This is a genomic window from Allobosea sp. OAE752, assembly GCF_050433265.1.
In the GTDB taxonomy this organism is placed as follows: Bacteria; Pseudomonadota; Alphaproteobacteria; order Rhizobiales; family Beijerinckiaceae; genus Allobosea; species Allobosea spartocytisi.
The window spans coordinates 115,620-139,028 of the sequence record NZ_JBNPXO010000008.1 but is presented as its reverse complement, the minus strand read 5'-3'; the positions used below and the strand labels follow the sequence as shown (position 1 = coordinate 139,028).

The window sequence follows — 23,409 nt, the reverse complement described above, 5'->3', positions numbered from 1 at the left end:
GCCGAGGGCCTCTCCCGGTCGATCTCAGTCGCGATCCGGGGCTCCGGGCGGGAAAAGCGGGCGGTAGGGCCGTGCCTCCTCGACGGCGCGGGCGAAGGACGGACGCGCGAGGAGCCGTGCACGGTAAGCGCGGGCATGGGGAAAGGCCGTGTCGATCTCGTGCACCCAATCGGCATAGAAGAGCGACGGGGCCGCGGCACAATCGGCCAGGCCGAAGGCGTCGCCCGCCGCCCATTCTCGCCCGGCCATGGCGCCGTCGAGCCAGCGATAGGCCGTGTCGAGCGCTTCGCGCGCCCTGGCGACACTGTAGGGATCGCGATCGTCAGCCGGGCGCAGATGGTCGAAGACGATCGCCTGCATCGGCGTCATGACGTAATTGTCGAAGAAGCGGTCCATCATCCGCGCCGCGAGCGCGGCCCTGGCGTCATCGGGCAAGAGCCGGACAGGCCCCGGATGATGCAGGCCGAGATGCTCGATGATGACGCTGGACTCGACGACCGTCTCGCCACGATCGAGGAGAACCGGGAAGCGCTTCAGCGGCCACAATCCGACCCATTCCGCCCCGGCTTCCGGATCGTCCGGGCCAAGCACCCGATAGGTGAAGGGCGTCCCGTTCTCATAGAGCGCGATCAGCACCTTCTGGCTGTAGGACGAAAAAGGGTGAGCATAGAGGGTCAACGTCATGGCATCCTCCAGACCGATTGCTTTTCGCAATCAGTCTGTAAAGAAACCGATCTCGTTTTGCAACCGGATATACGGCTTCCCTACCCTCCCAGCGCCTCCGCCACATCCTCATAGGTGCGCAAGCCCGTGCGCGGCGCGTAGACCAGCACGGCCATGTTGCCCGGCGCATGCTCGTTCTTCCACATCTTGTGATGGGCGAGCGGGATCTTGTCCCAGGGGAAGACCTCGGACATGCAGGGGTCGATGCGGCGATCGAGCACGAACTGGTTGGCGGCGCTCGCCTGCTTGAGATGGGCGAAATGCGAGCCCTGGACGCGCTTCTGCCGCATCCAGACATAACGGGCGTCGAAGGTGATGTTGAAGCCCGAGGTGCCCGCGCAGAACACCACCATGCCGCCGCGCTTGGCGACGAGGCAGGAGACCGGGAAGGTCGCCTCGCCCGGATGCTCGAAGACGATGTCGACGTCCTTCTTGCCGGTGATGTCCCAGATCGCCTTGCCGAATTTGCGGGCTTCCTTGGTCCACTCGTTGTACTCGGGCGAGTTGACCTTGGGCATCTGGCCCCAGCAGTTGAAATCCTTGCGGTTGACGACGCCCTTGGCACCGAGGCCGAGCACATAGTCGCGCTTGGTCTCGTCCGAGATGACGCCGATGGCGTTGGCGCCGGACGCCGCGCAGAGCTGGACGCCGAAGACGCCCAGACCGCCGGAGGCGCCCCAGACCAGAACGTTGTCGCCCGGCTTGATGGTGTGCGGAGCGTGGCCGAACAACATGCGGTAGGCGGTCGCCAGCGTCAGGGTGTAGCAGGCGGATTCTTCCCAGGAGAGATGCTTCGGCTTCAGCATGAGCTGGCGCGACTGCACCCGGCAGAACTGGGCGAAGGAGCCGTCCGGCGTCTCGTAGCCCCAGATGCGCTGCGACGGCGAGAACATCGGGTCGCCGCCATTGCACTCCTCGTCGTCGCCATCGTCCTGGTTGCAGTGGACGATGACCTCGTCGCCGACCTTCCAGCGCTTCACCTTCGAGCCGACCGCCCAGACGATGCCCGAGGCATCGGAGCCGGCGACATGGAACGGAGCCTTGTGGACGTCGAAGGGCGAGATCGGCTGGCCGAGGCCGGCCCAGATGCCATTGTAGTTGACGCCTCCCGCCATCACGAGGAGCAGAACCTCCTCCTCGCCGATCGACCATGTCGGCACGACCTCGACCTGGAACGAGTCCTGCGGCGCTCCGTGGCGCTCGCGCCGGATCGCCCAGGCGTACATCTTCTCCGGCACATGGCCGAGCGGCGGCAACTCGTCGAGTTCGTAGAGATCCTTGAGCGGTTTCACGGCAGCTTGCGGCTTCGACATCGTCGTCTCCCTGCTCCCCGCCTGTCTTCGTCCTTGCGGCACTGCGGCGGCTTTGGACGGCGATCATGCACCTTATGTTGCAACGCGCCATTCGCCTAAGGAATTACCTTGCAGCGCAAAATGATCGCCCGAAATCGGGATTTTGCCGATTCCTTCACGGTTTCGGCGGATGATCAAGCCGTTCAAGCGAGGCGAGAAAGCCATGCGCGCCCTGTTGACGATCGTCGGCCTGCCCGATCTGCCGCTTCTGTCGCTGATCCTCGTCGTGGTCCTGATCCTGCTCGCCGCCCTGATGTTCGGCTGGATTGCCGATCTGCTGCTCGGGGAGAACGCCTACGGCACCGGCTTCAACGCCGGCATCATCCTGATCGGCGCCTTTATCGGCGCCTGGCTCTGGCATCGCTACGGCTTCCCGACGCGCTTCGATGCCGCGGCCGTCAAGGCAGGCATCGCGACCGGCTCGGGGCTTTTGCTCCTGCTCGTCCTGACGGTGCTGCGCCCCTGAGACGCCGGGCCTTTCAGCCGCCGCGGCTGGCGGCGAGCATGTAGTTGACGTCCATATCCCGCGCGGCGCTCCAGCGGCCGGTCAGCGGGTTGAAGACGACGCCGGTCTGCGTGCCCAGCGTGAAGCCGTTGCTCTCGATCGCACCGCCGAGCTCGGCCGGGGTCACGAACTTCTCCCAGTCATGCGTGCCCCGGGGCAGCCAGCGCAGCACATATTCGGCGCCGACGATGGCGAGCGCATAGGATTTCAGCGTGCGGTTGAGCGTCGCCATGACGAGGAGCCCGCCGGGCTTCACCGCCGCGCAGCAGGCGGCGACGAAGGCCTCGACATCGGCGACATGCTCGACGACCTCCATCGCCAGCACGATGTCGAAGCGCTGGCTGGAGGCGACGACCGCCTCGATCGTCTCCTCGCGATAGTCGATGGTGAGCCCGCCCTTCTCGGCATGGGCGCGGGCGACGGCGATATTGGTCGGAGCCGGGTCGAGCCCCGTCACCTCAGCACCCAGCCTCGCCAGCGGCTCGGAGAGCACGCCGCCGCCGCAGCCGATATCGACCAGCGTCAGGCCTTCGAGCGACCGCATCTGCTTGGGATCGCGGCCGAAATGCGTGCAGGCCTCGTCGCGAACATAGGCGAGGCGCACGGGGTTGAACTTGTGCAGGACCGCCATCGGCCCCTTCGGATCCCACCAGTCGCGCGCGATCGCATCGAAGCGGGCGACCTCGGCCGGGTCGATCGTCGAGCCTGTGCGTTGCGTCGCAGCCGCCATGAACCGGTCCCTCGTTTATGCGGCGCCGCATTGACACCGCGCCTGCCGCCCGTCATCTACACCCGCCCCGCCGCCAGTGCGAGGGCGACGTTTCGACCCGGCTTTCCAACCGGGACAGCTATCGAGAGCCAAAAGATCGTCATGGCCCGTCTGGTGATGAAATTCGGCGGCACCTCCGTCGCCACTGTCGAGCGCATCAAGAACGCGGCGCGGCACGTCAAACGCGAGTTCGACGCGGGCAACGAGGTCGCGGTCGTGGTTTCGGCGATGTCGGGCAAGACCAACGAGCTCGTCGCCTGGGCCAAGGAAGCGGCGCCGCTGCACGATCAGGCGGAATACGACGTCGTCGTCGCCTCGGGCGAGCAGGTCACCTCCGGCCTGATGGCGATCGTGCTGCAGGAGATGGGCCTGCCGGCCCGCTCCTGGCAGGGCTGGCAGATCCCGCTCTACGGCTCGGACGCGCATGGCGCTGCCCGGATCGAGAGCGTCGACGGCGCCGGCATCCTCGCCGGCTTCGACCGCAACCGCGAGATCGCGGTCTGCTCAGGCTTCCAGGGCGTGAACCCGCGCACGCACCGCATCGTGACGCTGGGCCGCGGCGGCTCGGACACCAGCGCCGTCGCGCTCGCCGCGGGCCTGAAGGCCGATCGCTGCGACATCTACACCGATGTCGACGGCGTCTACACCACCGACCCGCGCATCGTTCCCAAGGCGAAGCGCATGGACAAGGTCTCCTTCGAGGAAATGCTCGAAATGGCCTCGCTCGGCTCCAAGGTGCTGCAGGTGCGCTCGGTCGAGATCGCCATGACGCAGCGCGTGCCGACCTATGTGCGCTCCTCCTTCGACGACCCCGAAAACCCCAATCCTGGCACCCTCATCTGCGACGAGGACGACATCGTGGAACAGCAGATCGTCACCGGCATCGCCTTCTCCCGGGACGAAGCCCAGATCACCCTCCGCCGCGTGGCCGACAAGCCCGGCGTCGCCGCGGCGATCTTCGGCCCGCTCGCCGATGCCAACATCAATGTCGACATGATCATCCAGGTCGTCTCGGACGACCAGGCGACGACCGACATCACCTTCACCGTGCCGACGGCCGATTACGAGCGCGCCCGCACGCTGCTCGAGAGCAAGCACGATACGATCTCCTATCAGGACATCCAGGGCGCGACCGACGTGGTGAAGATCTCGGCGATCGGCATTGGCATGCGCTCGCATGCCGGCGTCGCGGCCCGCGCCTTCCGGGCGCTGGCCGAGAAGGGCATCAACATCCGCGCCATCACGACCTCCGAGATCAAGTTCTCGGTGCTGATCGACGCCGCCTATACCGAGCTCGCGGTGCGCACGCTGCACTCGCTCTACGGCCTCGACGCGGCCTGAGGCTGCGATACGGCGAACCCAAGGACGTCATGCTCGGGCTCGACCCGAGCATCTCGGAAAAGCGCCCTATCCTGCATGAGCTTCCCGGGTCGAAGCCGCGCTTCGCCCCGGGAATGACGGAAGGCGCGAGACGCCTATTCCGCCGGATGAGGCGCGCCCGCCGGCTTGTGCTTGTTGCTGCGGAAGAGCCCGCCGAGCTTCACCAGCCCGTCCGAGAGCCTGTTCATGTAAAGGAACAGGACGGGGGTGATGAAGAGCGTCAGCACCTGGCTGATCATCAGGCCGCCGACCACCGCGATGCCGAGCGGCTGGCGCAGTTCCGCGCTGGCGCCGGCGCCGACCGCGATCGGCAGCGTGCCCATCAGCGCCGCCAGCGTCGTCATCAGGATCGGCCGGAACCGCATGACGCAGGCCCTGTGGATCGCCTCCTGCGCCGACACGCCCTCGCGCAGGAGCACCAGCGCGACGTCGATCATCATGATCGCGTTCTTCTTGACGATGCCGATCAGCATCAGCAGGCCGATGATCGCGATGACCGAGAGGTCGAGGTCGAACAGCCTCAGCGCTCCGAGCGCGCCAATCGCCGCCGAAGGCAGGCCGGTCAGGATGGTCAGCGGGTGGATGAAGCTCTCATAGAGGATGCCGAGCACGATGTAGATCGTCAGGATCGCGCCCGCGATCAGGAGGCCCTGGTTCGCCAGCGAGTCCTGGAAGACCTTGGCCGTGCCGGCGAGCGTCGTCGTGATCGATTTCGGCAGGCCGATCTGCTCCTTCAGCACGCCGATGCGGTTGACGCTGTCGCCGAGCGCGACGCCGGCCGGCAGATTGTAGGAGATCGTCACCGCCGGAAGCTGGCCAAGCTGGTTGACCGTGAGCTGGCCAGCCGTCCGCTCGATCCTGGCGAAGGCGCCGAGCGGCACGAGGGTGCCGGTCTTGGTGCGGACGCGGATCGCGTTCAGCCGCTCCGGCGTCCACTGGTCGTTGGGGTTGAACTCGACGACGACCTGATAGCTGTCGCCCGTGGTGTAGATCGTCGAGACCTGCCGGACGCCGAAGCCCGAATAGAGCGTCGAGCGCAGGATGTCCGAGCCGATGCCGAGCTGGTTGGCCTTGTCGCGGTCGATGATCACCGTCGCCTGCAGGGCGTTGTTCTGCAGGTCGGTGGTCACGTCGAGGAAGGTCGAGGGCTCGCGGCTCATGGCGTCGGCGAGGCGTAGCGCCCCGTCGTTCATCGCCTTCTGGTCGAGGCCCTGGACGACGAGCTGGTACTGGCTCTTCGAGGAGCGCGCGCCGATATTGAGGTTCTGGACCGGCGTCATATAGGTGTTGATGCCCGGCACCTGCGCGAGATCGCGCCGCAGCGACGACAGCACGACGGAGAGCTGCGGCCGCTTGTCCTGCGGCTTCAGCTCGACGAAGAGGCGCCCGGCATTGAGCGCGCCGGCATTGCCGTTGGTCGCGCCGACGCTGGACGCGACATGGGCGACATAGGGCGAATGCATGAAGATGTCGGCGACCTGCCGCTGCAGCTTCTGCATGGCGTCGAAGGACACGTCCTGCCGCGCCTCGGTCGCGACCTGAAGCTGGCCGATATCCTCCTGCGGGAAGAAGCCCTTCGGCGAGGTCTGCATCAGCCAGACCGTGCCGGCCATGGTCGCGAAGAAGGCGAGCAGCACCACCGGCTGGAAGCGCAGGCAGAAGGCGAGGCCGCGGTCATAGCCATGCAACAGCGCCTCGAAACCCTTCTCGAGCCAGCGCCCGACGGCATTCTCCTGATGATGCTCGCCATAGCCCGAGAGCAGGCGCGAGCAGAGCATCGGCGTCAGCGTCAGCGAGACGAAGGCGGAGGCCAGGATCGAGACCGTCACCACCACCGCGAACTCGTTGAAGATGCGCCCGACGACGCCGCCCATGAGCAGGACCGGAATGAAGACCGCGACCAGCGAGAGCGAGATCGAGATGATGGTGAAGCCGATCTCGCTGGCGCCCTTCAGCGAGGCATCGAAGGCGGAAAGCCCATCCTCCTCCATATGGCGGACGATGTTCTCGAGCATGACGATGGCGTCGTCGACGACGAGGCCGACCGAAAGGGTCAGGCCCAGCAGCGAGATGTTGTCGATCGAGAAGCCGAACAGATACATCGCCGCCAGCGTGGCGATGACCGAGATCGGCACCGCCACCGCCGGGATGAAGGTCGCGGCGACGCGGCGCAGGAAGACGAAGATGACCATGACGACCAGCGCGACGGTGAGCAGCAGCGTGAACTGCACGTCGTCCACCGCCTGGCGGATCGAGGTCGAGCGGTCGTTCAGCAGCGAGAGCGAGGCCGCGGCCGGCAACTGCTCCTCGAAGGCCGGGATCATCGCCTTGACGCGATCGACCACCTCGACGGTGTTGGCGTCGGGCTGGCGCTGCACAGCGAGCACGATCGCCGGAACGCCGTCATAGCTGCTGCGGGTCTGCGTGTTCTCGACGGAATCGATCACCTTGGCGACGTCGCCGAGGCGCACCGGCTTGCCCGAGCGGGTGGTGATGATGACGTTGGCGAACTGCGCCGCGTCGGCGAGCTGGGTATGCGCCTCGATGGTGAGCTGCTGGGCGCTGTTCTGGATGGTGCCGACCGGCGTGTTGGCGTTGGTCGCGGTGATGGCGGCCTGCAATTCGTCGAGGCCGATGCCGCGCGCGGCGAGCGCCGTCGGGTCGATCTGGATGCGGACGGCGTATTTCTGGCTGCCGAAGATCAGCACCTGCGCGACGCCATCCACCGTCGAGAGCGCGGGCGAGATCACCTGCTGGGCGAAGGCGTCGAGATCGGAGAGCGGCACGACGTCGCTCTTCAGGGCCATCAGGATGATCGGCGCGTCGGCCGGATTCACCTTGCGATAGCTCGGCGGCGTCGTCATCTCGATCGGCAACTGCTTCTGCGTGCGCGTGATCGCCGCCTGCACGTCGGCCGCGGCCGCGTCGATGTCGCGGTTCAGCACGAACTGGATCGCGATCGAGGTCGATCCTTGCGCGTTGATGGTGGAGATCGAATCGATGCCCGCGATCGTGCCGAACTGCTTGATCAGCGGCGTGGCGACCGAGGTCGCCATCGTGTCGGGCGAAGCGCCGGGCAACTGGGCCGAGACGTTGACGACCGGGAACTCGGCGCGCGGCAGCGCCGCCACCGGCAGGAAGCGATAGGCGAACGTCCCGGCCAGCACCAGCGCGACCGACATCAGGATGGTCGCGACCGGGTGCCTGATGCAGAAGGACGAGACGTTCATGAGTGCCCCTCCTGCGCGACCGGCGTGCTCACCGGCGCCTTCTCGCCGCTGGCTCCCCGCTCGCGCACCGCCGTGCCCTGCTTCAGGCGCATCTGGCCGTCGACGACGACGCGCTCGCCCGGCGCGAGGCCTTCCGTCACCGCCGTCTTGCCGCCATCGCTGAGCGCGACCTTGATCTGGCGCAGATCCACCGTCGCATTCGCCTTGGCGACGAAGACGTAGGGACCTTTCTGGCCGGTCTGCACCGCGACCGTCGGGATGACGGTGACGCCCTTCAGCGTGTCGGGGATGAACTCGACATCGACATACTGGCCCGGCCAGAGACGCAGATCGTCATTGGCGAAGGCTGCCTTGGCCGTGATCGTGCCCGAGGTGATGTCGACATTGGAATCGACGAAGTTGAGCTTGCCCACGGCCGGCTGGTCGCCGGCCTGGGGAATTTTCGCCGTGACCACGGCCGAATCCGGCGCGAGAAGCGCGGCATGCAGCGTCGGCAGCTCGCTCTCGGGCAAGGCGAAGGAGACGCGCAGCGGCTTCATCTGCGTGATCGTCAGGAGGCCGGTGCTGCTGTTGTTGCTGTTGGCGCTGACGAGATTGCCCGGCGTGACCATCACGGCGCCGACCCGCCCGTCGATGGGGGCGAGGATGCGGGTATAGCTCAGCTTGAGCCTGTCGGCGTCGAGCGTCGCATGATCGGCCTGGATGTTGGCGGCCGAGCTCTTCTCGTCGGCCGTGCCCAGATCCACCTGCTGCTGGGTGCCGGCATTGCGGGCGAAAAGCTGCTTGTAGCGTTCGAGATCGGCGACGTTGCGCGTATGGGTCGCCTCGTCGCGCAGGAGCATCGCCTCATCCTTGGCGATCTGGGCCTTGATGTCGCGGTCGTCGAGCGTGAACAGCAGGTCGCCCGCCTTGACGAACTGGCCGTCGGTGACGTGCTGCGCGACGATCTGGCTGTCGATACGCGACTTCACCGTCACGCTCGCCGGCGTCTCGACGAAGCCGATGGCGTGCTTGCGGATCGGGAAATCCGCCTGCTCCGCCACCGCCGACACCACAGACACCGCCGGGGCGCCACGCCCGGCACCGGCGGCCTGCGGCGCCTTCTCCCCCTGCAAACGCGTATACCAGACGCCCGCCGCAACAGCGGCGACCAGAACGAAGCCGACAAGAAATCCCGAACGCTTCATAGTTGCCCCACCGGCTCAGGCCATGCGACCAGCCGAAAGCGGCTGCTGCGTCTTGTCATCCGCCCGCTGGGGCCGGATCTGCTCACGGATCGCCCCGAGCGTATCGAGCGCCGACAGGATCGCGTCGTCTCCGACCGAGCCGAGCAGCTCATGCGCGATCGTGCCGCGCACCTCGTCGAGATCATCAACCAGTCGCCGGCCCGTCGGGCTGAGATAGAGGAGATAAGCCCTGCGATCGGCCGGATTTTCGCGGCGCTCGATCAAGCCCTGATGCTGCAAGCGGTCGAGCAGGCGCGCCAGCGAGATGGGCTGCAGATCCATCTGCTCGGCCAGCGCGGCCTGGTTCAGTCCTTCCTGGCGGCGCAACCGCGCCAGAACGCCCCATTGCGCCCGTGTCGTTCCGTGCTCCCGCGCACGTTGATCGACATAGGTCCTCATCAGGCGAGAGGTTTCGACAAGCTGAAACATCAGCTCCCGCCGCAGGGGGCGCTTCATGCATAGGCCTCCGTGATTGTAAGCCTGCTCATAGTAAGTCAGATTGCGGCGGTTTTATAGTCACGATTTCGCAACTGCGAGAAATTGCCCGACCATGCCAGGCGTGGCATCGGGCCGAGCCAGAAGGGCGGCCTTCGCCCGGCATGGCATCGCCCTTTGCGGGCCTCATTCGCCCCCGAACCGGGCCGGGCGCTTCTCCAGGAAGGCCGCGACCCCCTCGCGGAAATCGGCGGTGGCGGTCGATTCCGCGAAGGCGCGCTCTTCGGCCGCCAGATGGGCGGCGAGATCATGGCCGGCCGCCTCCGTCAGCAGGTGGCGGACGCGGCCATAGGCCTGCGTCGGCCCTTCTGCGAGGCGGCGGGCGAGAGCGAGCGCCTCCGCTTCCGCCTGTTCGTTGGGGACCACGCGGTTGACGAGGCCCAGCCGCAGCGCCTCGGCGGCGTCAAAAGGCTCGGCCAGCAGCGCGATCTCCTTCGCCTTGCGCAAGCCGACCAGGCGCGGCAGGCGGAAAGAGCCGCCGAGATCCGGCGTCGTGCCGAGGCGGGAATAGGCCATCGCGAAACGGGTGTTCTCGGCCGCGACGGCAAGGTCGCAGCCGAGCGCGAGGCTGAAGCCGCCACCCGCCACCGCCCCATGCAGGCAGGCGACGGAGGGCTGCGGCAGGCGATCGAGCAACAGCAGGGCCTCGTGCAGCGGCTCCATGATCGCGGGAATCGTCACGGCGGGGTCGCCGCCGGCCAGGAATTGCGAAACGTCGCCGCCGGCGCAAAAACCCTTGCCCGCACCCTTCAGCAGGATGGCGCGGCTGTCGCCGCGCGCCGCGATATCCTTCACGCGGGCGAGGAACAGCTCCGCCATCGGCGCATCGAAGGCGTTCAGCACGGCCGGGCGGTTGAGCGTCAGCACGGCGACGCCGCCATCCCGTTCGAGCAGAACAGTTTCCACGTGATCTGACATGCGATGGACTCCGTGACGGCGAGGATCGGCGGCAGGCTATCATCCCGCCGCGCCTTGGCGAGGGGTGGCCCCGCGTCGATGAGGCAGCGCATTTGCGTGAACGGCTCTGGCTTCCCGCGGCGCAGAGCTTCTAGACTACGGGCAACATCCCCTCACCCAGAGCCGACCTTCCCCATGAGCCAGCTTTTCAGCCCCTATCAGCTTGGCAATCTCGCGCTTGCCAACCGGATCGTCATCGCGCCGATGTGCCAATATTCGGCCGAAGACGGCAATGCCAGCGACTGGCACGTGATCCATCTCGGCAACCTCGCCCTCTCGGGCGCCGCCCTGCTCTTCCTCGAGGCGACGGCGGTGGAGCCGGACGGACGGATCAGCCCCTTCGATCTCGGCCTGTGGTCGGACGGGAACGAGGCTGCACTGGCGAAAGTGCTCGATTCGGCGCATCGCTGGTCGGATATGCCGATCGGCGTCCAGCTCGCCCATGCCGGCCGCAAGGCCTCAGTGGATCGTCCCTGGAAGGGCGGCCACCAGCTCGGCCTCAACGAGGGCGGCTGGACGGTGCATGCCCCCTCGGAGGTCGGCTTCGAAAGCTATCCCCGCCCGCCCCGCTCGTTGACGGGAGGCGACATCGCCCGGATCGTCGAGGCTTTCGCTGCTTCGGCGCAGCGCGCCGTGCGGCTCGGCCTCGCGGCGATCGAGCTGCATGCCGCCCATGGCTATCTGATGCACCAGTTCCTCTCGCCGCTCTCCAACCGGCGCGAGGACGAATATGGCGGCTCGCTGGAAAACCGGATGCGCTTTCCGCTCGCGGTCTTCGACGCGGTGCGGGCGGTGGTGCCGGCGGGCTATCCGGTCGGCTTCCGCATTTCCGGCACGGATTGGGTCGACGGCGGCTGGGATGTCGAGCAGAGCATCGCTTTCTCCAAGGCCGCCAAGGCTCGCGGCGCCGATTTCATCCATGTCTCCAGCGGCGGACTCTCGGCCGCGCAGAAGATCCCGCTCGGCCCGAGCTACCAGGTGCCGCTGGCGCGAGCCGTGAAGGAGGCGACGGGCATGAGCACCATCGCGGTCGGCCTGATCACCGAGCCCGAGCAGGCGGAGGCCATCGTCGGCACCGGCGAGGCCGACCTCGTCGGGCTGGCGCGCGGCATCCTCTACGATCCGCGCTGGCCCTGGCATGCGGCGGCGGCCCTCGGCGCCAGCGTCAAGGCGCCGAACCAGTATCTGCGCTCGCAGCCACGGCAATATTCCAAGCTGTTCGCCTGAATTCTCCAGATTCGCTCCGTCGTCATCCCGGGCGACCGCAGGGAGATCCAGGCCGGAACGCAACCGACGAGCGCTCAGGCATGGATCCCGGATCTGCGCTTCGCTTCGTCCGGGATGACAGCGCACAAGACACGAAAGCACAGAGCCAAACCCCATGACCGCCTATTCCGATCTCGCCGCCCATTTCGGCCGCATCAGTGCCCTCTCCAACGCCGTCGGCGTCCTGCAATGGGATTCCGACGTGATGATGCCGAAGGGCGCCGCCGAGACGCGGGCCGAGAGCATGGCGCTGCTGCAGGTGCTGCGCCATGGCATGGTGACGGATGCAAGGATCGGCGACTGGCTGGCCAAGGCCGAGAGCGACGGCTCGCTCGGCGCCTGGGAAAAGGCCAATCTGCGCGAGATCCGGCGCGTCTGGACGGTCGAGACCGCCCTGCCGGCCGATCTCGTCGAGGCGTCGAGCAAGGCCGTCTCGGCCTGCGAGATGCGCTGGCGGCAGGCGCGGGCCGAGTCCGACTTTGCCGGGCTCCTGCCCTATCTCGCCGAGGTGTTGAACCTCCAGCGTCAGATCGGCCGGGCCAAGGGCGAGAAGCTCGGGCTTTCACCCTATGACGCCCTGCTCAACGACTACGAGCCCGGCGGAAGCTCGGCCAAGATCGATGCGCTGTTCGACGATCTCGCCGATTTCCTGCCGGGCTTCACGCAGGAGGTCGTGGCGGTGCAGGCGCGCCGGCCGGCGCAGGAGCCGCTCGCGGGCCCCTTCGCGACAGAGACGCAGCGGGTGCTCGGTCTCAGGCTGATGGCGGCGCTCGGCTATGATTTCGAGCGCGGCCGGCTCGACATCTCGACGCATCCGTTCTGCGGCGGGGCCGACAACGATGTCCGCATCACCACGCGCTACGACGAGGCCGATTTCACCAAGGCGCTGATGGGCGTGCTGCACGAGACCGGCCATGCGCTCTACGAGCAGGGCCGGCCGCAAGCGCATCTGAACCAGCCGGTCGGCGCCGCGCGCAGCATGAGCATCCATGAGAGCCAATCGCTGCTGATGGAGATGCAGGCCTGCCGCTCGCGCCAGTTCCTCGCCTTCGCCACGCCGCTGATGCGGGAGAGTTTCGGCGGCGCCGGCCCGGCTTGGGAGAGCGAGGCAATGTGGCGCCGCTATACCCGCGTCGAGCCCGGCTTCATTCGCGTCGATGCCGACGAGGTGACCTACCCGGCCCATATCATCCTGCGCTACCGGCTGGAGAAGGCATTGATCGCCGACGCCATGCCGCTTGCCGAGCTGCCCGCCGCCTGGAACGACGGGATGAAATCCCTGCTCGGCGTCACCGTGCCGGACGACCGGCGCGGCTGCCTGCAGGACATCCACTGGCCCTCGGGCGGCTGGGGCTATTTCCCGACCTATTCGCTCGGCGCGATGACGGCAGCCCAGATCTTCGACGCGGCGACGCGGGCCGAGCCCGGCATCCTGCCCGGCATCGGCAAGGGCGATTTCGCACCGCTCGTCGGCTGGCTGCGCGCGAACATCCACGGCAAGGGCTCGCTGCTCCCGACCGACGCGCTGCTGACGGAAGCGACCGGCCGGCCGCTCGACGCCGCGGTGTTCAAGGCGCATCTGCGCCGCCGCTATGTCGAGGAGATGTGAGGCCGACGGGATCGGCACATTGCCTTGTCGTTCCCCGCACAGTCATCCCGGGTGAAGCGAAGCGGAAACCCGGGATCCATGCCGGAGCGTCTCCGAGCAAGGCTCAAGCATGGATCCCGGATCTACGCGGCTTTGCCGCTCGTCCGGGATGACCCGCGCCTTTGTGATTCATCTCAGTGACTTGAACGCGTCGGCTGAAGCGGCACGCGAATCCCTCGAAACGAAAACGGCCGGTCCTTGCGGACCGGCCGTAATCTCATCGAAAGAACGACCGCCTCAGCGCTCGATCATCTTGTTCCAGCGGCTGTTCCATTCCGGGCGCTTGGCGTTGATCGCGTCCCAGTCCAGCGTGACCGCCGTCTTCATGTTGATGTTGAAGACGTCGAGCTTGGCCTGTGCCTCGGGGGTCGGCGCCTTGGCGGTGGTGTTCGAGGGCACGCCGTTGCCGAAGGCCATCGCCTTGGCCTGCGCCTCGGCCGAGAGCAGATAGGCCGCGAGCTTCTGCGACAGCTCCGGCTCGGAATTGTTGGCGATGACGCATTCCGCCACCATCAGCACCACCGAACCCTCCTTGGGCTGGGCGTATTCGACCGGAATGCCCTTGTCTTTCAGCGTGGCAACGCCCGTCGGGGTCAGCGGGAAAATCGCGGCGTCGCCGGTCTGGACCATCTCGGAGATCTTGGCCGAATTCGGGATGAATTCGATGACGTTCTTGCCGATCGTGTCGCGGAATTTGGTGAAGCCGGGCTCGACATTGGCCTCGGTGCCGCCCTGGATGCGGTTGAACATCAGGAAGGCATGCAGGCCGAAGGACGAGGCCGAGGCCGACTGGAAGACGACCTTGTCCTTGAACTTGGGGTCGGCCAGATCCATCCAGGAGGTCGGCGCCGCCCAGCCTTTCTCGTCGAACATCTTCTTGTTATAGGCGAGCCCGGTCATGCCCATGTCGATGCCGGCCGCCATGTTGTCCTTCATGACCGAGCCGGGCGCGAGCTGGCCGAGCTCCGGGCCGGGCTTCAGCTTCTCGCAGAGGCCGGCGCCGATGGCGCGGACCATGACGCCGTCATCGAGGAACATGACATGCATCTGCGGCTTGTCCTTGGCCGCGGTCGCCTTGGCGAGGATATCGGCCGAGGTGCCGGGCACGACCACGACCTTGACGTTGTTGGCCTTCTCGAAATCCGGGAAGACGCCCTGGGTATAGGTGCGCTCGAAATTGCCGCCGTTCATGCCGATATAGAGCGTCTTGCTCTGGGCGAAGGCGCTGCCGGCGGCGGCCAGCGCGACGGCGGCGACAGTTCCGGCCAAAAGATTGCGACGGGTGGTCATGTTGAAGCTCCCCTGCTTTGCGGCTCTGGATCCGGACCCGCACCCGAGCCGTGGCTGGTGCGGTCGTGGTTCTCCGGCGGCACGGGCGGCCGGCTGAAGCGGGTGATGGAAAAGGCCTCGATCGGGGTCGCGCTTCGGCCGTCGCGGACGAGTTCGGCCAAAACCTCGCCGACGCCGGGCGCGATCTGGAAGCCGGCGCCGGTGAAGCCGAAGGCATGGAGCAGGCCGGGCGTCGTGCCGCTGAAGCCGATCACGGGGTTGCGGTCCGGCATCGCCGCCTCCGTCCCCGACCAGAAGCGGATCGCCTGGGCGTGGCGCAGCGCCGGAAAGATTTCGGCAGTGCGATTCATGATCGCGAGCGCGCCTTCGCCGCGCGGCCGCGAGAAATCGGGATCGTCGAGCGGCAGGCCGCGCTCGCCGCCGACCACGACATTGCCGCGTTCGACCTGACGGGCGTAGATGCCACCGCCTTCCATGCCGATATTGACGGTCATGACCGGGGCCAGCGGCTCGGTGACGATCATCGAGGGATAGATGCGCGAGAGCGGCACCGGCTCGCCGAAATCCGTGGCGAAACGGTCGGCCCAGGCGCCGGCGCTGTTGATGACGACGCGCGCGCTCAGGCCGATGCCCTCGCCCGCCTCCAGCGCGAACCCCTCGCCATTGCGGGTGAGGCCGGTGACCGGCGTGTTCTCCAGCACATGCGCCCCGGCACGGCGCGCGGCGCTGGCAAAGGCCGCCGAGACGAGGCGTGGATTGGCATGGCCGTCGCCGGCGCAGAGCGAGGCGCCCAAAATGCTGCCGTCGATCCAGGGAAAGCGCTCGCGCAGGCCGTTATGGCCGACGAGCTCGAGATCGAGCCCCTGATCGGCGATCGCTTCGGCGTAGGCTTCCAGCGCCGCCATCTCGGCTTCGCTGCGGGCGAGCTTGAGATGGCCGGAGCGCAGGAACTCGCCGTCGATGCCGATCCGTTCCTTGAGGCGCGGCCAGATGGCATGGGCGCGCTGCGACAGCGGCAACTGCTCGCGCGGCCGCCCTTGCCGGCGGACGCCGCCATAGTTCACGCCGCTCGCCTGCGCGCCACAAAAGCCCTTGTCGAGCAGGGCGACGCTGAAGCCCATGCCGCGCAGCGCCAGCGCCGCCGAGGAGCCGACCAGCCCGCCGCCGATGATCGCGACGTCGATGTCGAGATGCCGGCTCACTCTGCTGCCTCCGGCAGGTTTGCCGCGGCCTCCGGCAGATCGGCCGCCAGCTGGAGGGCGAGCGGGATCGGCTTCACCGGGGCCTGCGCCCGTAGACGGCCGACGGCATCGAGCGGCTTGGCCGTCGCGGCGGCCAGCACTTCGGCAGAGGCGGAGGAGCACATCCGGCCCTGGCAGCGGCCCATGCCGACGCGACTCACCGCCTTCAGCCGGTTGATCTCGGAGATATCGAGACGGTTCACGGCCTCGCGGATGCTGCCGGCCGTGATCTCCTCGCAGCGGCAGAGCGTGGTCGCATCGTCGATCGTCTCTGCCCAACGGGCCGGGAAAGGAAAGGCGGCTTCGAGCGCGTCGCGCAGCTTGCCGATGCGGACCATCTCCGCTTCGAGCATGACGGCACGGGCCTTGTCGATGGCGAGATCACGATCCTCCAGCAAGGCCAGTGCGGCGCGCTCGCCCGCGCGCTCGGCCGCATCGGCGCCGGCAATGCCGGCACCGTCGCCGGCGAGATAGACACCCGCCACGGAGGCGCGGCCGGCGGCATCCCGCTGGGGCAACCAGGCGCGGTCGCGCCGGTCGAAGCGGAAGGCGCAGCCGGCGAGATCGGAGAGCTGCGTCTCCGAGCGCAAGGCGAGCCCGTAGCCGACGCCGTCGCAGGCGAGGCGCCGCTCGCGCCCGCTCTCCCGCCAGGAGACGCCGGAAACCCTGCCCTCGCCCTCGAAGCGCAGGCCCTCGATGCCGGAGCGGATGACGACGCCGCGCAGGCGCAGTTCGGCGACGAAGCGCGCCCCGCGCAGCACGATGCCGGGATCGAGCGGCAGGGCCTTGAGCAAAGCGAGCTTGGCGGAGGCGGGCGCGGCATCGAGCACGGCGGCGACTTCGACGCCCGCCTTCATGTACTGCCAGGCGACGAGATAGAGCAGCGGGCCGGAGCCGGCGAAGACGACGCGGCTGCCGATGGCGCAGCCCTGCGCCTTGAGCGCGACCTGCGAGCCACCGAGAGTAAAGACGCCGGGGAGCGTCCAGCCGGGAACAGGCAGGACGCGGTCCGTCGCGCCGGTGGCGAGCACCAGCCCGTCATAGGCGACGCGACGGGCGGTGCCGCCGACGGCGATATCGGCCACGCCGTCACGCAAATTCCAGAGCAGCGCTTGCGGCCAGTAGTCGATGCGGCCTTCGAGCGCGGCGAAGGCGGCGTGGAGCCGTTCGGCCTTGCCGGCTTCGGAACCGTAGAGATCCTTGGTCGAGCGACCGTCCTGGACGAGGCGCTGGCGGTAGATCTGGCCGCCGCAGGCCGGCGCCTCGTCGACGACCAACGGGCGCAGGCCCGCCGCGACGAGCGCCTCGGCGGCGCGGATGCCGGCGGGACCGGCACCGACGATCAGCGGCTGCGGGCGTTCGCTCATGCCACCCTCGCCGTCCCGGTAACGATGTTCATGCCCGGCTGAAGCGGTGTCGTGCAGGCGCGCAGGCGCTCGCCGGTCTCGGTCGCGACCCAGCAATCCTGGCAAGCGCCCATCTGGCAGAAGCCGGCGCGCGGCTCGCCGGTGAACTCGGTGCGACGCAGGCTCTCCGTGCGGTTCAGGATCGCGCTCAGCAGCGTGTCGCCGGCCCGGCCCTCGCAAGGCGCGCCGTCGAGCGTGAAGGCGATGACGGGATGATCCTTGCGGGCGATGCGACGCAGCAGCGGCATGATCGTCACTTCTGGCCGACGAGGATCTTGTCGAGGCCGAAGGCGCGGTCGAGCACCAGCATGGCGCCGGCGGTCAACGCGATCATCAGGGCCGACACCGCCGCCATCATCGGATCGATCGACTCGGTCGCGTACATGTACATGCGCACCGGCAGCGTCACCGTCTGCGGCGAGGTGACGAAGATCGACATGGTCAGTTCATCGAAGCTGTTGATGAAGGCGAGCAGCCAGCCGCCGGTGATGCCGGGCAGGATCATTGGCGCGGTGATCCGGCGGAACACGGTCCAGTGCGAGGCGCCGAGCGTCTCGGCCGCCTGCTCGGCGCTGCGGTCCATGCCGGTGAAGGCGGCCATGACGAGGCGCATCACATAGGGCGTGACGATGATGACATGGCTGGCCACCAGCCAGGCGAAGGAGCCGGTCGCGCCGATCAGCGCGAAAAGGCGCAGAAGCGCGACGCCGAGCACCAGATGCGGGATGATCAGCGGGGAAAGGAAGAGCCCATTCAGCCAGTCGCGGCCGGGGAACCGGTAGCGGTCGATGGCGAGCGCGGCCGGCACGGCGAGCGCGACGGAAATCGTCGCCGCCAGCGTCGCCAGCCACAGGCTGTTGTAGAAGGAGGGCACGAAATCGGGATGCTGGAAGATCGCGGCGAACCAACGCAGCGAGAACGAGGTCGTCGGGATCGAGAGCGTGTTCTCGGGCGTGAAGGCGACGAGGCAGACCACGACGAGCGGCGCCAGCACAAAGGCGACGACGAGGCTATGGAAGAGGAGCGCGATGGGGCCGTTCTTGTGCATGGCGCGCGACCTCAGCCCAGGGCCCGGCGGGCGCGCGTCTCGACGAGACGGTTATAGCCCAGCATGATGGCGAGGTTGGCGACCAGCACGATGATCGCGATCGCGGCGCCGAGCGGCCAGTTCAGCTCCGACATGTATTCGTCGTAGACCACCGTCGCCGCCATCTTGAGACGCCGGCCACCGAGCAGGCCGGGAATGGCGAAGGCGCTGGCCGAGAGGCCGAAGACGATCAGGCTGCCCGAGAGCATGCCGAGCGAGACCTGCGGCAGCACGATCCGGCGCAAAGCCGTGAAGCGCGAGGCGCCCAGCGTCAGGGCCGCCGCCTCGACCGCGGGATCGAGCTTCTGCAGCGCCGTCCAGACCGGAATGACCATGAAGGGCAGCATGACGTGGACGAGCGCGATCACGATCGCCGTCTCGGTGTAGAGCAATCTCACGCTGTCGAAGCCGAGCGCGCGCAGGCTCTGGTTCACCAGCCCGGTCGAGCCCAGCAGCATGCTCCAGCCGAAGGCGCGCACCACGACGGAGACCAACAGCGGTCCGATGATCACCAGCAGGAAGATCGAGCGCCAGGGATCGCCCATGCGCGAGAGCACATAAGCCTCCGGCGCGCCGATCACGGCGCAGATCAGTGTCGTGAGGAAGGCGAGCCTGAGCGTGCGCCAGAAGATCGCGAGGTAGTAGTCGTCGGTGACGACCCGGACATAATGCTCGACGGTGAAGCTGTCCTGGATGCCGGTGGTGTGATCGTAGACATGGAAGGACAGGATCACCGTCAGGATGAGCGGCAGGATCACCAGCCCGAGGAACAGCAGCGTCGCCGGCGAGACCAGAAGCCAGGGCGTCAGCGCGCGGGACTTCATGCCGCCGCTCCCGCCGCGGCCGCCACGATCGATGCGCTTTCGGGCGGCCAGCCGAGCGAGACGAGCGCGCCCTCCGCCACCGGCTCGGCGCCCTGATTGGGCAGGGAGACGACGACGTTTCCGACCGGCGTCTCGACATTGAACAGCCAGTAGCTGCCGAGGAAGAAGCGGCTCGTGACCGTGCCATCGAACAGCCCCTGCCCGGCCGCGCCGAGCAGGATCTTCTCCGGCCGGACCGCGACGCCGATGGAGGCCCCGTCCGGCAGGCTCGCCGCCTCGGATGGAAGGCCAAGCCCCGCGGCTTCGGCCCGCCCGCCGCGCCAGACCGCCTCGATGCGGTTCATCTTGCCGACGAAGGAGGAGATGAAAGCCGTCGCCGGGCGCTCATAGAGGCGATAGGGCGCATCGATCTGGGTCATGCGGCCCTGCTCCATCACGACGACACGGTCGCTGATCGAGAGCGCCTCGGCCTGGTCATGCGTGACCATGATGGTGGTGGTGCCGACGCTGCGCTGGATGCGGCGCAGTTCGAACTGCATCTCCTCGCGCAGCTTGGCGTCGAGGTTCGAGAGCGGCTCGTCGAGCAGCAGCACGGGCGGCTGGATGACGAGGGCGCGGGCAATGGCGACGCGCTGGCGCTGGCCGCCCGAAAGCTGGCGCGGATAGCGCTCGGCAAAAGAGGCGAGATGGACGAGGCCGAGCATCTCGCTGACGCGCCGGTCGCGCTCAGGCCTCGCGACCTTGCGCATCTCGAGGCCGAAGGCGACGTTCTCGGCCACCGTCATATGCGGAAAGAGCGCATAGCTCTGAAAGACGATGCCGAGGCCGCGGCGGCTCGGCTTCTCGCGGGTGATGTCGCGTCCGTCGAGGGTGATCGTGCCCTTGGTCGGCTCGACGAGGCCGGCGATCATCTGCAGCGTCGTGGTCTTGCCGCAGCCGGAAGGGCCGAGCAGCGAGACGAATTCGCCCTGGGCGACGCTGAGGTCGACATCGCGGACGGCGGTGAAGTCGCCGAAGACCTTGCTCAACGATTGCAGCGTCAGAAAGCCCATCGGCACCTCGATCGGTGGGCTTTCCCTTAGCCGGAAAGCCGGACTGCGATGCCGCTACGAAAGCGAGGCCGACACAATTTCGTCAATCTTGAATTCCGCATTAGAGAATTTTTATTGACTAAATTCCGTTATATGGAATTTTGATCCCGACCTAGGCATCTGGATTTCGATGATGGAAGCCTCGCCCGAAACGCTTTCGTCGCTGCGCCGCGCGCTCGGCCTGCTGCGCGTCCTCGCCGATGGCGAGAGCGGCGGCATGCGGCTGAAGGACATCGCGGATGCCGCCCGCTGCGGGCAGCCGACGGCCCATCGGGCGCTGCGCGACCTGATGGCGGAGGGCTTCGTCGAGCAGGCCAGCGGCGGCAAGCGCTACCGGCTGGCACTCGACTTCTTCGTGCTGGCGGCCCGCGCCGGGCAGGCCGGCGGCTTGCGCGAACTTGCCCGCCCGACCCTGCTCAGGCTCTCGGCCACGCTCAGTGACACGATCTTCCTGCTGGTCCGCAACGGCTATGACGCGGTCTGCCTCGACCGGATCGAGGGCCCCTTCCCGATCCGCTCCTTCACCGGCGACATCGGCGGCAAGGTCCCGCTCGGCATCGGCCAGGGCAGCCTCGCCATGCTGGCGCATCTGCCGGACGCCGAGCGCGAAGCGGTGATCCGCTTCAACATGCCCCGCCTGCTCGACCGCGGCTTCATCGACGAGCCGGCGCTGCGCTGCGCGATCGAGGCCGCAAGGGCGCAAGGCTGGGTCAATCTCAACACCGGCCTCATCCCCGGCATGGCCGGCGTCGCCGTGCCGGTCTTCGATGCGCAGCGGCGCGTCGTCGCCGCGCTGAGCGTCGGCACGCTGGCCGAGCGGCTGCGCGAAGACCGGCTGCCCAGCGTCGTCGCCATCCTGCGGGGCGAGGCCGACGAGCTCGGCGCCAAGCTCAACCCCTTCGACGTGACCCTGCGCTATCCCTCGCGCAGCCTGAGCACGGTGGCGGGCTGATCGGCTCCGGCTCCGAGCGCAGCCGCCATGCCGCTTTCAGGCTTGCATCGCGGCAGCGGAAGCGGGATGTCGGGGGCGACATTCCTTGCCACGGTGCTCCGCCATGACCGAAACCAAGCCCGCACCCCGCATCGCCATAACCTATTGCTCGATGTGCAACTGGATGCTGCGCTCGGCCTGGCTCGGCCAGGAGCTACTCTCGACCTTCGGGCAGGATCTCGGCGAGGTCGCGCTGATCCCGCGCACCGGCGGCATCTTCCAGATCACCTATGACGGCGAGCTGATCTGGGACCGCAAGACCGATGGCGGCTTCCCCGATTCCAAGGTGCTGAAGCAGCGCGTCCGCGACCGGCTCGACCCCGAGCGCAGCCTCGGCCATGTCGACGGACATGCGATGTCGGCGGACGCCGAGAGCTGAGGCTCGCCTTTCGCCAGCGACATCCCTGGTGGTCATCCCGGGCGAAGCGAAGACCCGGGATCCATGCCGGAACGCTTCCCGACAGGTTCAGGCATGGATCCCGAATCGGCGCGGCTTCGCCGCTTGTCCGGGATTACGGCGTTCAGGAAGCGGGAGAAAGGCGCCCGCGCGTCGCCGCGACCCACGCCTTCAGCCGCTCCTCGGGATCGGCATTGAGCGTGATGTCCGTCACCGCCGCGACGATGTCGGCGCCAGCCTCGAAGACGCCCGGGGCCCGCTCCAGCGAGATGCCGCCAATGCCGACCAATGGCAGGGCGCCGATGCGGCGCTTCCATTCGCCAAGACGCTCCAGCCCCTGCGGGCCGAAACGCATCTGCTTCAGGATCGTCGGATAGACCGGCCCGAGCGCGACATAGTCCGGCTGCATATCCAGCGCACGCTCGAGTTCCGCCTCGTCATGGCTGCTGACGCCGAGCTTCAGGCCGGCTTTCCGGATCGCGCCGAGATCGGCGGTGTCGAGGTCTTCCTGTCCAAGATGCAGCCAGTCGCAACCTTCCCCGATCGCGAGCTTCCAGTAATCGTTGACGACGAGCACGCAGCCGGCCTCGGCGCAGAGCCGCTTCGCGCGGGCGATCTCGCGGGCGACCTCCGGCTCCGGCCGGTCCTTCACGCGCAGCTGCACCAGCTTCATGCCGAGCGGCAGCATCCGCGCGATCCAGTCGGCGCTGTCGAAGATCGGGTAGAACGGATCGAGCTTCATGCGGAATACGTCTTTCAGGCCAGGAAGGCTTTGCCCATGACGGGGGTGGAGGGAGCGGCCATGTCGCGCGCCTCGATCGGCTGCGCGCCGAAGGCGAGCCGGCCGGCACGGATGGCCAGCGCGAAGGCTTCCGCCATCGCGGCGGGATCGCCGGCCTTGGCGACGGCGGTGTTGAGCAGGATGCCGTCATAGCCCATCTCGATCGCCTGCGCGGCGTGGGACGGCAGGCCGATGCCGGCATCGACGACGAGCGGGATGTCCGGGAAATGCTGGCGCATGGTGCGCAAGCCATAAGGGTTGTTGAGGCCCCGGCCGGAGCCGATCGGCGCGCCCCAGGGCATCAGCACCTCGCAGCCGGCATCGAGCAGGCGGCCACCGACGACGATGTCCTCGGTCGTGTAGGGAAAGACCTTGAAGCCGTCATCGGAAAGGATGCGGGCCGCCTCGACCAGGGCGATCACGTCCGGCTGGAGCGTGTCGTCCTCGCCGATGACCTCGAGCTTGATCCAGTCCGTGCCGAAGACCTCGCGCGCCATCTGGGCCGTCGTCACGGCCTCCTTCACCGAGTGACAGCCGGCGGTGTTGGGCAGCACCTTGACGCCGAGCTCGCGGATCAATGTCCAGAACGCCTGCCCTGCCCCACCGCCGGCCGATTCCCGGCGCAGCGAGACGGTGACCACCTCGGCGCCCGAACGCCTGACCGCCTCGGCCAGGATGGCGGGCGACGGATATTGCGCCGTGCCGAGGAAAAGCGGATTTTGCGGCTCGAAACCGTAGAAGGACGCCATC

At 67.6% G+C, this 23,409-nt stretch carries 22 protein-coding genes; 6 read left to right on the top strand and 16 right to left on the bottom strand.

What is annotated here, in order from left to right; translation table 11 throughout:
- Positions 1-24 precede the first annotated feature (24 nt).
- Positions 25-684, bottom strand: a complete 660-nt coding sequence (locus tag GGC47_RS20150) for a glutathione S-transferase family protein (RefSeq protein ID WP_142020677.1) — start codon at positions 682-684, stop codon at positions 25-27.
- A gap of 80 nt (positions 685-764) precedes the next feature.
- The gene (gene ccrA / locus GGC47_RS20145; protein ID WP_038368381.1) at positions 765-2,036 is read right to left on the bottom strand and encodes a crotonyl-CoA carboxylase/reductase; all 1,272 of its coding nucleotides are present in this window, start codon (positions 2,034-2,036) and stop codon (positions 765-767) included.
- Positions 2,037-2,238: 202 nt separating this feature from the next.
- On the opposite strand from ccrA, the gene GGC47_RS20140 reads away from it, so the two are divergent.
- Positions 2,239-2,541: a hypothetical protein gene (locus GGC47_RS20140; protein ID WP_142020676.1), complete on the top strand. Its 303-nt coding sequence runs from the start codon at positions 2,239-2,241 to the stop codon at positions 2,539-2,541.
- 13 nt (positions 2,542-2,554) lie between these two features.
- On the opposite strand, the gene ubiG is transcribed toward GGC47_RS20140, so the two are convergent.
- Entirely contained in the window at positions 2,555-3,310 is a 756-nt protein-coding gene (gene ubiG / locus GGC47_RS20135) for a bifunctional 2-polyprenyl-6-hydroxyphenol methylase/3-demethylubiquinol 3-O-methyltransferase UbiG (RefSeq protein ID WP_142020675.1), read from the bottom strand.
- 141 nt (positions 3,311-3,451) lie between these two features.
- On the opposite strand from ubiG, the gene GGC47_RS20130 reads away from it, so the two are divergent.
- Positions 3,452-4,690: an aspartate kinase gene (locus GGC47_RS20130; protein ID WP_038368386.1), complete on the top strand. Its 1,239-nt coding sequence runs from the start codon at positions 3,452-3,454 to the stop codon at positions 4,688-4,690.
- A gap of 134 nt (positions 4,691-4,824) precedes the next feature.
- Here the strand turns inward: GGC47_RS20130 and GGC47_RS20125 are convergent, their stop codons facing one another.
- The 4 genes from GGC47_RS20125 to GGC47_RS20110 all read right to left on the bottom strand — a co-directional run bounded on the left by GGC47_RS20125 (position 4,825) and on the right by GGC47_RS20110 (position 10,598).
- Positions 4,825-7,959, bottom strand: coding sequence for an efflux RND transporter permease subunit (locus GGC47_RS20125; RefSeq protein WP_038368388.1), 3,135 nt, complete (start codon positions 7,957-7,959; stop codon positions 4,825-4,827).
- Entirely contained in the window at positions 7,956-9,146 is a 1,191-nt protein-coding gene (locus tag GGC47_RS20120) for an efflux RND transporter periplasmic adaptor subunit (RefSeq protein WP_370954108.1), read from the bottom strand. Before GGC47_RS20120 ends, GGC47_RS20125 begins: the two co-directional genes overlap by 4 nt.
- Positions 9,147-9,161: 15 nt before the next feature.
- Positions 9,162-9,641 (bottom strand): MarR family winged helix-turn-helix transcriptional regulator, encoded by a 480-nt coding sequence (locus tag GGC47_RS20115; protein ID WP_038368391.1) that lies wholly within the window; start codon positions 9,639-9,641, stop codon positions 9,162-9,164.
- Positions 9,642-9,806: 165 nt separating this feature from the next.
- On the bottom strand, positions 9,807-10,598 hold the full coding sequence (locus GGC47_RS20110; RefSeq protein WP_142020673.1) for an enoyl-CoA hydratase/isomerase family protein: 792 nt from the start codon (positions 10,596-10,598) through the stop codon (positions 9,807-9,809).
- 174 nt (positions 10,599-10,772) lie between these two features.
- On the opposite strand from GGC47_RS20110, the gene GGC47_RS20105 reads away from it, so the two are divergent.
- Together GGC47_RS20105 and GGC47_RS20100 are read left to right on the top strand one after the other, a co-directional pair.
- Positions 10,773-11,864 (top strand): NADH:flavin oxidoreductase/NADH oxidase, encoded by a 1,092-nt coding sequence (locus GGC47_RS20105; protein ID WP_142020672.1) that lies wholly within the window; start codon positions 10,773-10,775, stop codon positions 11,862-11,864.
- 154 nt (positions 11,865-12,018) lie between these two features.
- On the top strand, positions 12,019-13,512 hold the full coding sequence (locus GGC47_RS20100) for a carboxypeptidase M32 (protein ID WP_142020671.1): 1,494 nt from the start codon (positions 12,019-12,021) through the stop codon (positions 13,510-13,512).
- A 276-nt stretch (positions 13,513-13,788) separates the two neighbouring features.
- Here the strand turns inward: GGC47_RS20100 and GGC47_RS20095 are convergent, their stop codons facing one another.
- Genes GGC47_RS20095 through GGC47_RS20065 form a run of 7 tightly spaced genes read right to left on the bottom strand, consistent with a single transcriptional unit; the run spans position 13,789 to position 20,451 of the window.
- Positions 13,789-14,841, bottom strand: a complete 1,053-nt coding sequence (locus GGC47_RS20095) for an extracellular solute-binding protein (RefSeq protein WP_112761822.1) — start codon at positions 14,839-14,841, stop codon at positions 13,789-13,791.
- Positions 14,838-16,043, bottom strand: coding sequence for an NAD(P)/FAD-dependent oxidoreductase (locus tag GGC47_RS20090; protein ID WP_142020670.1), 1,206 nt, complete (start codon positions 16,041-16,043; stop codon positions 14,838-14,840). Before GGC47_RS20090 ends, GGC47_RS20095 begins: the two co-directional genes overlap by 4 nt.
- Positions 16,040-17,449, bottom strand: coding sequence for an FAD/NAD(P)-dependent oxidoreductase (locus tag GGC47_RS20085; protein ID WP_142020669.1), 1,410 nt, complete (start codon positions 17,447-17,449; stop codon positions 16,040-16,042). The genes GGC47_RS20090 and GGC47_RS20085 overlap by 4 nt, the downstream gene beginning before the upstream one ends.
- A complete protein-coding gene (locus tag GGC47_RS20080) occupies positions 17,446-17,736 on the bottom strand; it encodes a (2Fe-2S)-binding protein (protein ID WP_142020668.1) in 291 nt (96 codons plus the stop codon). Before GGC47_RS20080 ends, GGC47_RS20085 begins: the two co-directional genes overlap by 4 nt.
- 5 nt (positions 17,737-17,741) lie before the next feature.
- Positions 17,742-18,536, bottom strand: a complete 795-nt coding sequence (locus GGC47_RS20075; RefSeq protein ID WP_038368406.1) for an ABC transporter permease — start codon at positions 18,534-18,536, stop codon at positions 17,742-17,744.
- An 11-nt stretch (positions 18,537-18,547) separates the two neighbouring features.
- Positions 18,548-19,399, bottom strand: coding sequence for an ABC transporter permease (locus GGC47_RS20070; protein ID WP_038368409.1), 852 nt, complete (start codon positions 19,397-19,399; stop codon positions 18,548-18,550).
- The gene (locus tag GGC47_RS20065; RefSeq protein ID WP_038368411.1) at positions 19,396-20,451 is read right to left on the bottom strand and encodes an ABC transporter ATP-binding protein; all 1,056 of its coding nucleotides are present in this window, start codon (positions 20,449-20,451) and stop codon (positions 19,396-19,398) included. Before GGC47_RS20065 ends, GGC47_RS20070 begins: the two co-directional genes overlap by 4 nt.
- Before the next feature lie 169 nt (positions 20,452-20,620).
- Here GGC47_RS20065 and GGC47_RS20060 point away from each other — a divergent pair, with 169 nt between their 5' ends.
- Positions 20,621-21,442 (top strand): IclR family transcriptional regulator, encoded by an 822-nt coding sequence (locus GGC47_RS20060; RefSeq protein ID WP_142020667.1) that lies wholly within the window; start codon positions 20,621-20,623, stop codon positions 21,440-21,442.
- A gap of 103 nt (positions 21,443-21,545) precedes the next feature.
- Entirely contained in the window at positions 21,546-21,860 is a 315-nt protein-coding gene (locus tag GGC47_RS20055) for an Rdx family protein (RefSeq protein ID WP_038368414.1), read from the top strand.
- Between the two features lie 142 nt (positions 21,861-22,002).
- Here GGC47_RS20055 and GGC47_RS20050 read toward each other — a convergent pair whose 3' ends face one another.
- Both GGC47_RS20050 and GGC47_RS20045 read right to left on the bottom strand, forming a co-directional pair.
- Positions 22,003-22,620, bottom strand: coding sequence for a thiamine phosphate synthase (locus tag GGC47_RS20050; RefSeq protein WP_370954104.1), 618 nt, complete (start codon positions 22,618-22,620; stop codon positions 22,003-22,005).
- A gap of 14 nt (positions 22,621-22,634) precedes the next feature.
- Entirely contained in the window at positions 22,635-23,408 is a 774-nt protein-coding gene (locus GGC47_RS20045) for a thiazole synthase (protein WP_038368417.1), read from the bottom strand.
- Position 23,409 lies beyond the last annotated feature (1 nt).

Excerpts from the sequence above, each read along its gene's own strand:
- GGC47_RS20045 (WP_038368417.1), bottom strand. The coding sequence starts at position 23,408 with ATGGCGTCCTTCTACGGTTTCGAGCCGCAAAATCCGCTTTTCCTCGGC.
- GGC47_RS20065 (WP_038368411.1), bottom strand. The coding sequence starts at position 20,451 with ATGGGCTTTCTGACGCTGCAATCGTTGAGCAAGGTCTTCGGCGACTTC.
- GGC47_RS20070 (WP_038368409.1), bottom strand. The coding sequence starts at position 19,399 with ATGAAGTCCCGCGCGCTGACGCCCTGGCTTCTGGTCTCGCCGGCGACG.
- ubiG (WP_142020675.1), bottom strand. The coding sequence starts at position 3,310 with ATGGCGGCTGCGACGCAACGCACAGGCTCGACGATCGACCCGGCCGAG.
- GGC47_RS20105 (WP_142020672.1), top strand. The coding sequence starts at position 10,773 with ATGAGCCAGCTTTTCAGCCCCTATCAGCTTGGCAATCTCGCGCTTGCC.
- GGC47_RS20095 (WP_112761822.1), bottom strand. The coding sequence starts at position 14,841 with ATGACCACCCGTCGCAATCTTTTGGCCGGAACTGTCGCCGCCGTCGCG.
- GGC47_RS20100 (WP_142020671.1), top strand. The coding sequence starts at position 12,019 with ATGACCGCCTATTCCGATCTCGCCGCCCATTTCGGCCGCATCAGTGCC.
- GGC47_RS20130 (WP_038368386.1), top strand. The coding sequence starts at position 3,452 with ATGGCCCGTCTGGTGATGAAATTCGGCGGCACCTCCGTCGCCACTGTC.
- GGC47_RS20140 (WP_142020676.1), top strand. The coding sequence starts at position 2,239 with ATGCGCGCCCTGTTGACGATCGTCGGCCTGCCCGATCTGCCGCTTCTG.
- GGC47_RS20055 (WP_038368414.1), top strand. The coding sequence starts at position 21,546 with ATGACCGAAACCAAGCCCGCACCCCGCATCGCCATAACCTATTGCTCG.
- GGC47_RS20080 (WP_142020668.1), bottom strand. The coding sequence starts at position 17,736 with ATGCCGCTGCTGCGTCGCATCGCCCGCAAGGATCATCCCGTCATCGCC.
- GGC47_RS20085 (WP_142020669.1), bottom strand. The coding sequence starts at position 17,449 with ATGAGCGAACGCCCGCAGCCGCTGATCGTCGGTGCCGGTCCCGCCGGC.
- ccrA (WP_038368381.1), bottom strand. The coding sequence starts at position 2,036 with ATGTCGAAGCCGCAAGCTGCCGTGAAACCGCTCAAGGATCTCTACGAA.
- GGC47_RS20120 (WP_370954108.1), bottom strand. The coding sequence starts at position 9,146 with ATGAAGCGTTCGGGATTTCTTGTCGGCTTCGTTCTGGTCGCCGCTGTT.
- GGC47_RS20060 (WP_142020667.1), top strand. The coding sequence starts at position 20,621 with ATGATGGAAGCCTCGCCCGAAACGCTTTCGTCGCTGCGCCGCGCGCTC.
- GGC47_RS20150 (WP_142020677.1), bottom strand. The coding sequence starts at position 684 with ATGACGTTGACCCTCTATGCTCACCCTTTTTCGTCCTACAGCCAGAAG.
- GGC47_RS20050 (WP_370954104.1), bottom strand. The coding sequence starts at position 22,620 with ATGAAGCTCGATCCGTTCTACCCGATCTTCGACAGCGCCGACTGGATC.
- GGC47_RS20125 (WP_038368388.1), bottom strand. The coding sequence starts at position 7,959 with ATGAACGTCTCGTCCTTCTGCATCAGGCACCCGGTCGCGACCATCCTG.
- GGC47_RS20115 (WP_038368391.1), bottom strand. The coding sequence starts at position 9,641 with ATGAAGCGCCCCCTGCGGCGGGAGCTGATGTTTCAGCTTGTCGAAACC.
- GGC47_RS20110 (WP_142020673.1), bottom strand. The coding sequence starts at position 10,598 with ATGTCAGATCACGTGGAAACTGTTCTGCTCGAACGGGATGGCGGCGTC.
- GGC47_RS20075 (WP_038368406.1), bottom strand. The coding sequence starts at position 18,536 with ATGCACAAGAACGGCCCCATCGCGCTCCTCTTCCATAGCCTCGTCGTC.